Source organism: Phaeobacter sp. HF9A (genome assembly GCF_011806385.1).
Classification (GTDB): Bacteria; Pseudomonadota; Alphaproteobacteria; order Rhodobacterales; family Rhodobacteraceae; genus Epibacterium.
Genome location: NZ_JAATOX010000121.1, coordinates 1 through 12,466 on the forward strand (window position 1 = coordinate 1; position 12,466 = coordinate 12,466).

At 59.8% G+C, this 12,466-nt stretch carries 11 protein-coding genes; 4 read left to right on the top strand and 7 right to left on the bottom strand.

The window, feature by feature from the left end; translation table 11 throughout:
- Positions 1-591: 591 nt before the first annotated feature.
- The 3 genes from acs (at position 592) to HCZ87_RS16960 (ending at position 3,894) form a co-directional block, all read left to right on the top strand.
- Positions 592-2,550 carry an acetate--CoA ligase gene (gene acs / locus HCZ87_RS16950; protein WP_167645634.1) on the top strand — a complete coding sequence of 653 codons (1,959 nt, stop codon included), beginning with the start codon at positions 592-594 and terminating at the stop codon, positions 2,548-2,550.
- Positions 2,551-2,557: 7 nt separating this feature from the next.
- Positions 2,558-3,241, top strand: a complete 684-nt coding sequence (locus HCZ87_RS16955; RefSeq protein WP_167645636.1) for an adenylate kinase — start codon at positions 2,558-2,560, stop codon at positions 3,239-3,241.
- A gap of 146 nt (positions 3,242-3,387) precedes the next feature.
- Positions 3,388-3,894: a flavin reductase family protein gene (locus tag HCZ87_RS16960; RefSeq protein ID WP_167645638.1), complete on the top strand. Its 507-nt coding sequence runs from the start codon at positions 3,388-3,390 to the stop codon at positions 3,892-3,894.
- 2 nt (positions 3,895-3,896) lie between these two features.
- On the opposite strand, the gene HCZ87_RS16965 is transcribed toward HCZ87_RS16960, so the two are convergent.
- The 7 genes from HCZ87_RS16965 to HCZ87_RS16995 all read right to left on the bottom strand — a co-directional run bounded on the left by HCZ87_RS16965 (position 3,897) and on the right by HCZ87_RS16995 (position 11,573).
- Positions 3,897-4,568, bottom strand: a complete 672-nt coding sequence (locus tag HCZ87_RS16965; protein ID WP_167645640.1) for an ATP-binding protein — start codon at positions 4,566-4,568, stop codon at positions 3,897-3,899.
- A gap of 168 nt (positions 4,569-4,736) precedes the next feature.
- On the bottom strand, positions 4,737-5,723 hold the full coding sequence (locus tag HCZ87_RS16970) for an ABC transporter substrate-binding protein (protein ID WP_167645642.1): 987 nt from the start codon (positions 5,721-5,723) through the stop codon (positions 4,737-4,739).
- A gap of 202 nt (positions 5,724-5,925) precedes the next feature.
- Positions 5,926-6,771: an ABC transporter permease gene (locus HCZ87_RS16975; RefSeq protein WP_167645644.1), complete on the bottom strand. Its 846-nt coding sequence runs from the start codon at positions 6,769-6,771 to the stop codon at positions 5,926-5,928.
- Between the two features lie 88 nt (positions 6,772-6,859).
- The gene (locus tag HCZ87_RS16980) at positions 6,860-7,777 is read right to left on the bottom strand and encodes an ABC transporter permease (RefSeq protein ID WP_167645646.1); all 918 of its coding nucleotides are present in this window, start codon (positions 7,775-7,777) and stop codon (positions 6,860-6,862) included.
- Positions 7,778-7,864: 87 nt separating this feature from the next.
- On the bottom strand, positions 7,865-8,683 hold the full coding sequence (locus HCZ87_RS16985; RefSeq protein WP_254868685.1) for an ABC transporter ATP-binding protein: 819 nt from the start codon (positions 8,681-8,683) through the stop codon (positions 7,865-7,867).
- A 65-nt stretch (positions 8,684-8,748) separates the two neighbouring features.
- The gene (gene hydA, locus HCZ87_RS16990) at positions 8,749-10,203 is read right to left on the bottom strand and encodes a dihydropyrimidinase (RefSeq protein WP_167645650.1); all 1,455 of its coding nucleotides are present in this window, start codon (positions 10,201-10,203) and stop codon (positions 8,749-8,751) included.
- Between the two features lie 119 nt (positions 10,204-10,322).
- On the bottom strand, positions 10,323-11,573 hold the full coding sequence (locus tag HCZ87_RS16995; protein ID WP_167645652.1) for a Zn-dependent hydrolase: 1,251 nt from the start codon (positions 11,571-11,573) through the stop codon (positions 10,323-10,325).
- Between the two features lie 308 nt (positions 11,574-11,881).
- Here HCZ87_RS16995 and HCZ87_RS17000 point away from each other — a divergent pair.
- A partial coding sequence (locus HCZ87_RS17000) for a TetR family transcriptional regulator C-terminal domain-containing protein (RefSeq protein WP_167645654.1) occupies positions 11,882-12,466 on the top strand: 585 nt, incomplete at its 3' end.

Below are 12,466 nucleotides of genomic sequence, written 5' to 3' on the forward strand. Positions count from 1 at the left end.
GCGCGGTTCAACACAGGCAACGGCTCTCAGAACGTGACCGCGATGCGGCAACGAGACGAGGCCCCGGCGAGCCGGACCGGCACCTACTAGGACCGGCGGCACGGCGTCACCCAGCCCCGGGTCATATATTGACACACGATCGCCTGCGGCCCGGCCTCGGCTATGCTGCAACAGATGCCATGTCGGTGACACACAGCCGATGACGGCCAGAACCGGCCCTGCAACAAGCAGCGCCGGATTGCATCCGCAAGCACGGCCCCACCGCATGAGGGACGGGGTGCGCAAATCGCCGCACCCCGTCCCTCATGCGCCTTTGAGCGTATCCATCACGCCCGAACCGCGCCGATCAACATCGCAAAATTGACACCAAAACCCTGAATGACCTTAACAAAATCTCCGCTCCGCCGTCCAAATTTACAAAATTTCCACGCATAGGGAAATTGCTTTACAGGCAAGCCCTTATTTTCGCGTTGTTTATTCACATCTTTTCAAGTTTGCTTATTATCACCAAAGAGGTTGGAGAAGATTTGACTCTGGGCGCGTTTCCATGTCGAGATCGCGCGCAAGAGGATTTTGGAGGGAGGACATTCCATGACCACGCCCGAGAGCGCTGTGTACCCGCCGTCTGAGGACATCGTGAAAAACGCCCATGTGGATGCGGCTAAATATGATGCCATGTATGCGCAATCGCTGGAAAACCCGGACGCGTTCTGGGCTGAGCAGGCCGAGCGGATCACCTGGATTAAGCCCTTCACCAAGGTCAAGAATGTCTCTTACGACTTTGGAAATGTTGACATTAAATGGTTTGAAGATGGCACGCTGAACGTCGCCGCCAACTGTATCGACCGGCACCTGGACAGCCGCGGCGATCAAACCGCAATCATTTGGGAACCGGACGACCCGAATGAAGAGGCCAAACATATCTCCTATAAGGAGCTGCACCTGAAAACCTGCCGGATGGCCAATATTCTGGAGAGCATGGGCGTCCGCAAAGGCGACCGGGTGGTGATCTACCTGCCGATGATCCCCGAAGCCGCCTATGCCATGCTGGCCTGCGCCCGGATCGGCGCGATCCACTCGATTGTTTTTGCAGGGTTTTCACCCGACGCCCTGGCCGCCCGCGTGAATGGCTGCGATGCCAAGGTGCTGATCACCGCCGACGAGGCCCCCCGTGGCGGTCGCAAGACACCGCTCAAGTCCAACGCCGACGCCGCCCTGCTGCATTGTAAGGACACCGTAAAATGCCTGGTGGTCAAACGCACCGGCGGGCAGACCACCTGGGTTGACGGGCGCGATTTCGACTATAACGAGATGGCGCTGGAGGCGAACGACTACTGCAAACCGGCCGAGATGAACGCCGAGGATCCGCTGTTCATTCTCTACACCTCCGGCTCCACCGGCCAACCCAAGGGCGTAGTGCACACCACCGGCGGCTATCTGACCTACGCCGCGCTGACCCATGAGGTAACCTTTGACTACCACGATGGCGATATCTACTGGTGCACCGCCGATGTGGGCTGGGTGACCGGCCACAGCTATATCGTCTATGGCCCGCTGGCCAATGGTGCCACCACGCTGATGTTTGAAGGCGTGCCCACCTACCCGGATGCGGGTCGATTCTGGGCCGTTTGCGAAAAACACAAGGTCAACCAATTCTACACCGCCCCCACCGCCATTCGCGCACTGATGGGTCAAGGGTCTGAATTTGTTGAAAAATATGACCTATCCGACCTCAAAATCCTGGGCACCGTGGGCGAGCCGATCAACCCTGAGGCCTGGAACTGGTACAATGACGTGGTCGGCAAGGGCAAATGTCCGATCGTCGACACCTGGTGGCAGACCGAGACCGGCGGCCACCTGATGACCCCGCTGCCCGGCGCCCATGCGACCAAGCCAGGCGCCGCGATGAAGCCCTTCTTCGGGGTTGAACCGGTGGTGCTGGATCCGCAGTCCGGTGATGAAATCGAAGGCAATGGCGTCGAGGGTGTGCTCTGCATCAAGAGCAGCTGGCCTGGCCAGATGCGCACCGTCTGGGGGGATCACGAGCGCTTTGAGAAGACCTATTTTGCCGACTACAAGGGCTATTACTTCACTGGTGACGGCTGTCGCCGCGATGAGGGTGGCGACTACTGGATCACTGGACGCGTCGATGATGTGATCAATGTCTCCGGTCACCGCATGGGCACCGCCGAGGTCGAAAGCGCGCTGGTCGCCCATGCCGCCGTCGCCGAGGCCGCCGTGGTTGGCTATCCGCATGAGATCAAGGGCCAGGGCATCTATTGCTATGTCACCCTGATGAACGACCGGGACCCGTCGGACGAGCTGATGAAGGAGCTGCGCCAATGGGTGCGCACCGAGATCGGGCCGATCGCCTCGCCCGATGTGATCCAATGGGCGCCCGGCCTGCCCAAGACCCGCTCGGGCAAGATCATGCGCCGTATTCTGCGCAAGATTGCCGAGAACGACTTTGGCAGCCTCGGCGATACCTCGACGCTGGCCGATCCCTCGGTGGTCGAGGATCTGATCGCGAACCGCAAGAGCAAGGGGTGATTTGGTCATGAGTGTTGACGTAATGACCCGCCCGGCGGTGCTGATCCTCTTGGGCCCGCCCGGCGCAGGCAAAGGCACGCAGGCGCGCCTGTTGCAGGACCGCTTTGGCCTGGTGCAGCTTTCGACCGGGGATCTGCTGCGCGCTGCCGTTGCGGCCGGCACCGCTGCGGGCAAACAAGCCAAGGCCGTGATGGACGCGGGCGGGCTGGTCTCGGATGAGATCGTGATCGCCATCCTGAGCGACCGCATGCGCGATGAGGACTGCCGCAACGGCGTGATCCTTGATGGGTTTCCGCGCACCACAGTGCAGGCCGAGGCGCTGGACGGGCTGCTGGCCTCCACCGGCCAACGCATAAATGCGGCGATCAGCCTGGAGGTGGATGACAGCGCCATGGTTGAGCGCATCTCCGGCCGTTCCACCTGTGCCGGCTGCGGCGAGGGCTATCACGATACCTTCAAGCCACCGCAGGACGGCAACAGATGCGTCAAATGCGGCTCAACCGAGCTCACCCGCCGTGCCGATGACCGCGCCGAAACCGTGGCAAGCCGACTGGAGGCCTATCACGCGCAGACCGCGCCGCTGATTGCCTATTATGAGGCCGCCGGCGTTCTGCGTTCCATCAATGCCATGGCTCAGATCGACAAGGTCTCTGGCGACATGACGGAGGTGGTGGAGACGATCCTGAACTGACCTTTCCGCCAGTCTTTTTCAGAGAAAGCCTCCGGTCGCTGGCCGGAGGCTTTTGATTTCTTTTGCATCTGACGCCCATGGTTGAAATAAAGCCCCTGCCGCATGTCATACCGGGCGGCCCCCATCAGAAGAAGAGATCCGCCTCTATGACCTCCAGCAGCTTTGTCCCCAGCCCAGACACGCAGGCCGAGATGCGGGCGGCGCTGGGGCATTTTGCCACCGGGGTCGCGGTTGTCACGGCGCAAACGCCCCGGGGGCCATTGGCCATCACCGCCAATAGCTTCACCTCGGTGTCGCTCGCACCGCCGCTGGTGCTCTGGTGTCCGGCGCGGCACTCCAAGCGCCACGATCCCTTTGTCGCTGCCAGTCATTTTGCCATCCATGTCATGGCCGAAGACGCGCTGGAGACCGCGCTGCATTTCGCCCGCAACGGCGAGGTCTTTGACCACCACAGCTGGAGCTCGACGCCAGAGGGTATTCCTGCGCTTGACGAGGCGCTGGTCCGATTGGACTGCGCCCATTATGCCACCCACCCCGGCGGCGATCACACGATCCTGCTCGGCGAGGTGCAGCGCGTCAGTCAGCGTCGCGACCTTGGTGCTGGGCTGGTGTTTCATCAGGGCCGCTATGGCCGGTTCTCCGACCAGAGCTAACCTTATCCCGCCCTTCGTTGCTGCGGGTGCAGTGCGATGGCCTGTTCTGAACAGACAGACGCGCAGATCCCGCAACCGCTGCACTGCTCATCACGGATCTCAAGCGTCGCCCCCGTCTCGCCGAGATGTATCGCGCCCGTTGGACAGGCCCAATCGCACTGCCCGCACAGCGTACAGCCTTCCCCGACACTCAGCGCGCCCTGTCGATCAGCCGGCCACGCCTCCGAGATTGCGGGCGGCAGCGGTTCGATGTCTCCTTGCTCCGACAGCAAATGCCTGAGACCTGCGCCAGAGTGAAAAAGCGTGATCGCCTGACGGGATCCATGCCCCGAGGCCACCTCCTCCACCAGAGTCATTTGCCAGCCTATCATCTTGATATTTGGCGATAACTGCAAAAAGACGCGACTAAAGCCATGCGCCATGCAGCTCAGAATATCATCGCGATGTAGGCAGCCCCTGGGACAGGCCGACAGGCTGACAAGCGTATAGGCACCGCAGCGATAGACCTCAGGCATCCGGGGTTCAGCCGAAAAACATAAAGCCAGCGCCTGCTTTCCCGCCCCCAATTGCAGCCGAAGCCGCGCCTCCAGGCAGGCCCGCTCCAGAATGGCAGAGCGGCGCCCCGCCCGAGACGCGGCCCCACAAAAACACAGTGAACTCGTTAATTGGGGCATTCTATCCCCCCTTTGGCGAGAGTGAACATCCCTCTCACCCTTTAAGAAAAGCCGCTATTCCCTTAATAGAAAGTTACTTTTTCTTAAAATTGACGAAACCCGCCGGGAGGTCCGGCGGGTTTCATGGTAGTGTTATTCTCGTTCTGACGTGCGAGACGTAATTTTTCGTTAGTTCAACGCTTTGTCGGTAACGACATGGGTCCAGGCGCCTTCGGGGGCCTTGGTGATCACCGGATCCGAACCACCGGACAGCAGCGTATCAACGGTCCGTTGATAATCCGCCGGATCCAGGGTGCCATTGCTGCCAGCAGTCAGTTTGGCCACTTCGCGCATCATCCGCTTCTGGTGCATTTCGGTCTGCGCCCCGGAGGCATCATTGTCCAACACGATCTCGGCGGCCTCATCGGGGTGGTCCTCGGCGTATTTCCAACCCTTCATCGAGGCGCGCACGAAACGCTCCATCTTGTCCACAAATGCCGGATCGTCGAGCTTGTCTTCCAGCACGTAGAGCCCATCTTCCAGCGTCGCAACGCCCTGATCCTCGTATTTGAAAGTCACCAGTTCGTCGGGCGACACGCCTGCGTCAATCACCTGCCAATATTCGTTGTAGGTCATGGTGGAGATACAATCGGCCTGACGTTGCAGCAGCGGATCGACGTTGAAGCCCTGCTTCAGAACCTCAACCCCTTGCGGGCCTTTGCCCTCAGTGGAGATGCCGAGTTTGCCCATCCAGCTCATGAAGGGAAACTCATTGCCGAAGAACCACACCCCTAGGGTGCGATCCGCCAGATCAGCCGGTTCCGAAATACCGGTGTCCTTCCAGCACGTCAGCATCATGCCGGAGGATTTGAACGGCTGCGCAATATTGACCAGCGGCAAGCCTTTTTCCCGCGCGGCCAGCGCCGCCGGCATCCACTCCACCGCGACATCCGCACCACCGCCGGCAATCACCTGCGTCGGCGCGATGTCGGGCCCACCCGGAAGCACCGTGACGTCGAGATCTTCCGCCTCATAGAACCCTTTGTCCAGCGCCACATAATAGCCCGCAAACTGCGCCTGGGTGACCCATTTCAGCTGCAATTTCACAGCATCGGAGGCCTCGGCAACGGAGGCCGCCATCAGTGCCATGGCGGCGGCTGTTAGCACGTTTTTCATTCGATTGAACTCCCTGTTCGTTATGATGAAATCATGCGCGAAGTGCGATCTCTGTTCAAAAGACTTTTTGTCGTCCAAACGGTAAAAAAACGCATCTGCGCAGGTATTGGGCAGAGCACTGGTTCGGGCTTTTTACCTCTGTTCCAGTAGCTTGCGCCCAATTCTGAAAGCGCCCCCACCCTTGGCGGGGACGCGCCTTGGCTTAGCTGCGCTGCGACGGGTGCCAAAAAGTCAGCGACTTTTCCAAAAGCGCAACCAGCCCGTAAAACAGCGATCCTGCCAGCGCGGCCACCACGATCTCGGCCCAGACCATATCCAGCGCCAGCTGGCCGACCGAAGTCGAGATCCGAAACCCCATACCAACCGTAGGAGAGCCAAAGAACTCGGCTACGATCGCGCCAATCAGCGCCAGCGTGGTGGAGATCTTCAAGCCGTTGAACACAAAAGGCAGCGCTGCCGGCAAGCGCAGCTTTAGCAAGCTCTGCCAATAGGAGGCGGCATAGGTATGCATCAAATCGCGCTGCATCTGATCGGTTTCGCGCAGCCCCGCGACCGTGTTCACCAACATCGGGAAAAACACCATGACCACCACAACCGCAGCCTTGGATTGCCAGTCGAACCCAAACCACATTACCAGGATGGGGGCAGTGCCAACGATGGGCAGTGCCGCAACAAAATTCCCCACCGGCAATAGTCCGCGACGCAGAAAATCACTCCGGTCCACAAGAATGGCAACCACAAAGGCCGCAGCGCAGCCAATGACATAGCCGCCAAGCGCCCCCTTGAGGATGGTCTGAGAAAAATCCTGCCACAGGAGCGGCAAGCTGGCGGCAAAGCGCGCCGCGATCAAGCTCGGCGCCGGCAGGATCACCAGCGGTACCTCCAGCCCCCGCACCAGAAGTTCCCACACCAGCAGCAGTGTGAGGCCAAAGATCGCCGGCACCGCAAGTTGCACTGCCCGCGTCTCGGCTTGCGTCCCATTTGCCAAACGGCGATTGATCAACCAGCCACCAACCCAGACCAGAACAGCAAGAGCTACCAATTCCATTGCAGGCCCCTTTTCTTCTTCTGACCCGAAATATCCCGGGGGAGCCGCGCCCGCGCGGCGGGGGCAGCGCCCCCCAATTGCAGCGCTCTCATGATTTCACCCCCATGCGGCCAAGCAACACCCGCTCGATTAGACCCAGCAGCGCCACGAGTACGGCCGCAAGGATCGCCGCCCCAAACAAGGCCGACCAGATCTGCACCGTCTGCCCATAATAGCTCCCCGCCAAGAGGCGCGCACCCAGCCCGGCCACGGCCCCTGTCGGGAGCTCCCCAACGATCGCCCCCACCAGAGACGCCGCAATACCGATCTTCAGCGAGGCAAAAAGATAGGGCATCGAAGACGGCAACCGCAGCTTCCAGAAGACCTGGTTGCCAGAGGCATTATAGGTCTTCATCAGATCAAGTTGCATATGGTCCGGGCTGCGTAGCCCCTTGACCATGCCAACAACCACGGGGAAGAAGCTGAGATAGGCCGCAATAATTGCCTTTGGCAGCAGCCCCTGCACCCCAATAGAATACAGAACCACGATGATCATCGGCGCCAGGGCGATGATCGGGATGGTCTGGCTGACGATGGCCCAAGGCATCACCGACATATCCATCACCTTCGAGTGCACAATCCCGACCGCCAGCGCGATGCCGAGAACGGTGCCGATCCCAAACCCCATCAGCGTCGCCGAGAGGGTCACATACCCATGATAGATCAAGCTACGCTTCGAGGTGACCTTCTTCAGCACCGTGGTTTTCCACAGCTCCACCGCAACCTGATGCGGCGCAGGCAGGCGCGGACGCTCCACAGACCAAACGCGGGAGATGGCGAAGCCGTTCTTAGCCACAAGACCAAAGGCCGAGGCGTCACGCCGTTCCTTTGCCGTCATGGGCTGCACCTGTTCTCCGGCGCGTTCGGCGGCATCCAAGACGCCTTTGATATTCATCGGCACGCAGGCAAGATACCAGATCCCGACGATCCCGGCGACGACAGTCAACACAGCAACAAGGGACCTCATGCCAGCACCCTTTGCGGGCCCAATTTTCTACAAAGAAAATTGCCCGGAAAATTCAAATTTTCCGGCACCGCTCGCATATGTTTCATCTTATTCATCATAGCCGTGCCCCGCGCGCAGCCCCTCGCGGACGCGATGGGCGATCTCGATGAACTCTGGCGTGTCACGAATATCCAGCGGGCGTTCTTTTGGCAGGGTGCTGTCAATCACCTCATGGATGCGACCCGGACGCGGCGACATCACCACGATCTTGGTGGACAGATAGACCGCCTCCGGGATCGAGTGGGTCACAAAACCGATGGTCTTGTTGGTACGCGCCCAGAGCTTCAACAGCTGTTCGTTGAGGTGATCGCGCACGATCTCGTCGAGCGCCCCAAAGGGCTCGTCCATCAAAAGAAGATCCGCGTCAAAAGCGAGCGCACGCGCAATCGACGCGCGTTGTTGCATGCCGCCGGACAGCTGCCAGGGGAACTTTCCGCCAAAGCCAGAAAGCTCCACCAGTTCCAGCACCTCAGCAACGCGTTTGTCCTGTTCGGCTTTGGAATATCCCATGATTTCAAGCGGTAGCTTGATGTTCTTGGCGATCGTGCGCCAAGGATAAAGCCCCGCCGCCTGAAACACATACCCATAGGCGCGGTTCTGCCGGGCTTGCTCCGGTGTCATGCCATTCACCATGAGGCTGCCGCCTGTGGGTGTTTCCAGCGCAGCGATACAGCGCAGGAAGGTCGTCTTGCCACAGCCCGAAGGGCCGATGAAGGAAACGAAATCGCCTTTGTTGATGTTCAGATTGATGTCTTTGAGCGCATGCACCGACGCATCACCAGACCCGAACACAAGGTTCAGATCTCGGGCCTCGATCACGGTGGCGGCCGCATGGTGGTCCGTCGTGCTGTCTACCTGGGAAGTCATTTGCATTGTCTTTTCTTTGCCTTGGTCAGACGAACGGGGGCACCTGGCCCCCGCTCTTGCTGCGCTCAAACGCCAGTCGCCGGAATGCCGGAGCGCTCCACCGGGCGCGGCGCGGTCAGCTCCTTCCAGGTCGACAGCGCGGTGTTCACCACCGTGTTGGGCGCACGTTCGACAAATTTGCCATGGCCTTCCTGGGTCTTGATCTCGCCATCCATCACTGCAACCTGACCGCGGGTCAGCGTATAGCGCGGCAGGCCTTTGACCTCTTTGCCCTCAAACACATTGTAATCAATGGCAGATTGCTGCGAAGCCGCCGAGATGGTCTTGGTTTTTTCGGGGTCCCACACCACAAGATCCGCATCCGCCCCCACAAGAACAGCGCCCTTTTTCGGATAGCAGTTCAGGATCTTGGCGATATTGGTTGAGGTCACAGCCACAAACTCGTTCGGCGTCAGCCGACCAGTCGCGACGCCATGGGTCCAGAGCATCGGCATCCGATCCTCAAGCCCGCCAGTGCCATTGGGGATCTTGGTGAAATCCCCCACGCCATAGCGCTTCTGCTCGGTCGAAAACGCACAATGGTCCGTCGCCACCACCGAGAGCGAGCCCGACTGAAGACCCGCCCAAAGGCTGTCCTGATGTTTCTGATTGCGGAAGGGCGGCGACATCACCCGGCGCGCGGCATGATCCCAATCGGGGTTGAAATACTCGCTTTCATCCAGCGTCAGATGCTGAATGAGCGGCTCGCCCCAGACCCGTTTGCCCAACATGCGCGCGCGGCGAATCGCCTCGTGGCTGTCCTCGCAGGATGTATGCACCACATAAAGCGCCCCCCCCGCCATATCGGCAATCATGATGGCCCGGTTGGTGGCCTCGCCCTCAACCTGAGGCGGGCGCGAATAGGCATGCGCCTCGGGGCCGGTATTGCCGTCCGCCAGCAGCTTTGCGCTCAGCTCGGCGACCACATCGCCGTTCTCCGCATGCACCATGGCAATGCCGCCCAGCTCTGCCAAACGCTGGAAGGAGGCGTACATCTCGTCATCATTCACCATCAAGGCGCCCTTATAGGCCATGAAGTGCTTGAATGTATTGATGCCGCGCGTCTCGATCACGGTCTTCATCTCGTCAAAGACCTGCTCGCCCCACCAGGTCACAGCCATATGGAAGGAATAATCGCAATTGGCCCGGGTCGATTTATTGTCCCAGCGTTTGAGCGCATCCAGCAGGCTCTCACCGGGGTTGGGCAGCGCAAAATCCACCACCATTGTGGTGCCCCCCGCCAGCCCCGCGCGGGTGCCGCTTTCAAAATCATCCGAGGAATAGGTGCCCATAAAGGGCATCTCCAGATGGGTATGCGGATCAATCCCGCCCGGCATCACATAACAGCCAGTGGCGTCCAGCACCTCGTCGCCCTTCAGATCGGGCCCGATTTCGGTGATGACACCATTCTCCACCAATACATCCGCCTTATAGGTCAGATCCGCGGTAACGATGGTGCCGTTTTTGATGACTTTTGTCATTATTGTAACTCCCTGTTTTCAGCGTAGGTCGCTGGTCTTCCCCGGGCTTCTTCTAACTGGAAATATCCCGGGGGAGGCGCGCAAGGCGCGCCGGGGGCAGAGCCCCGTGTTCCCGTTCCTCAGGCGATGATTTCCGCTGTTTCCAACACCGCATGCAACATCACATCCGTGCCCGCCGCAGCCCAGTCTTTGGAAATTTCCTCGGCCTCATTATGGCTGAGCCCATCCACACAGGGGCACATGATCATCGCTGTCGGCGCCACATCGTTGATCCAGCAGGCATCATGCCCCGCGCCGGAAACAATATCCATATGGCTATACCCCAAGCGCTCCACCGCATTGCGCACCGCGCTCACACAGGCCGGATCGAAGGTCACCGGATCAAAATGCCCCACTGGCTCGATCTCCAGGCCAAGGCCAAGCTCTTCGGCAATTTCCTTCGCCCTGGTCTCATATTGGCTGCGCATCGAGGTCAGTTTCTCCAGGTCAGGCGAGCGGAAATCAACGGTAAAGACCACCTTGCCCGGGATCACATTGCGCGAATTGGGAAAGACATCACATTGGCCAACGGCACCGACCGCATGCGGCTGATGCGCCATAGCGATCTGATGCGCCGCTTCGGTCATCCGCGCCATGCCAAGCCCCGCATTCACCCGCATATCCATCGGCGTCGATCCGGTATGGGCATCCTTGCCGGTCACTGTACATTGCAGCCACCACAGGCCCTGGCCGTGGGTTACAACCCCGATCTCCTTCTTCTCAGCTTCGAGAATCGGACCCTGTTCGATGTGCAGCTCGAACATCGCATGCATCTTGCGCGCCCCGACCTCTTCGTCGCCAACCCAGCCAATCCGTTTCAGCTCATCGCCAAACCGCTTGCCCTCCGCATCCTCGCGCTCATAGGCCCAGTCCTGCGTGTGCTTGCCGGAGAACACCCCGGAGGCCAGCATTGCCGGTGCAAACCTTGTGCCCTCCTCGTTGGTCCAATTGGTCACGACGATGGGATGTTTGGTCTTGATGCCCAGATCATTCAACGTGCGGATCACTTCCAACCCGCCCAGAACACCCAGCACCCCGTCATATTTGCCGCCTGTCGGCTGGGTGTCGAGGTGAGAGCCCATATAGACCGGCAGCGCCTCCGGGTCCTCGCCCGCGCGGGTGGCGAACATATTGCCCATGCTGTCGCAGCCCATGCTCATGCCCGCCGCCTCGCACCATTTCTGGAACAGCGCGCGGCCTTCGGCGTCTTCATCGGTCAGCGTCTGGCGATTGTTGCCGCCCGCCACGCCGGGGCCGATCTTGGCCATGTCCATCAGGCTCTCCCAGAGCCTGTCGCCGTTGATTTTTAAGTTTTGTCCAAGCGTCGTCATTGTTCCGCTTCCTTCCCTGTCTTCTCGCCGACCCCTCTCACGTGCGGGGATGGTCGTTATTGGCTGCACCAGCCTGGGTCAGTGGCTTGTCATCTGGCCATTCGTCCTGTCAGGCCCGCTTCGCGGTCAGATCGGGGATCTTTCGGCTGACATTTGACCAACTGGTCAAACTCACGCTATCACCAGATGAGACTCAGTCAAGAATTTGCGCGTCTTTCGCTCCGTTTTCGAGCAGAGTTTCTGGACAACTGATGGAAAACCAAGCGAGATTGGCCGAAACTACAAAAATACAGGGACTCCAGGACAGAATGCCCAAAGACCGCAGCCCGACACGGATCCAGAAACGCAACCGCGCCACCATCCTGGAGGCCGCGCTCGATGTCTTTTCCCAACATGGGTTTCGCGGCGCAACGGTGGATCAGATTGCCACCGCCGCCGGTCTGTCAAAGCCCAATCTGCTCTATTATTTTCCATCCAAGGAGGGCATTTTCACCGCCCTTCTGTCCGAACTTCTGGACACCTGGCTGGCCCCCCTGCGCGACATTGACCCAAAGGGCGAGCCGATGCAGGAAATCCTCGCCTATGTGCAGCGGAAATTGCAGATGAGCCAGGACATGCCGCGCGAAAGCCGCCTGTTTGCCAATGAAATCGTGCAAGGCGCGCCGCGTATGATCGACACGCTTTCCACTGATCTGCGTGCCCTGGTGGACGAGACCGAACAGGTCTTTCTGAGCTGGATGGACAGCGGCCAGATCGCCCGGGTTCATCCGCGCCATCTGCTGTTTTCAATCTGGTCGCTGACCCAACATTATGCCGATTTCGAGGTCCAGGTCCGCGCGTTGACAGCCCCTGAAGACCCCTTTGAAGGCGCAGCAGAATTCCTGGAAACGCTG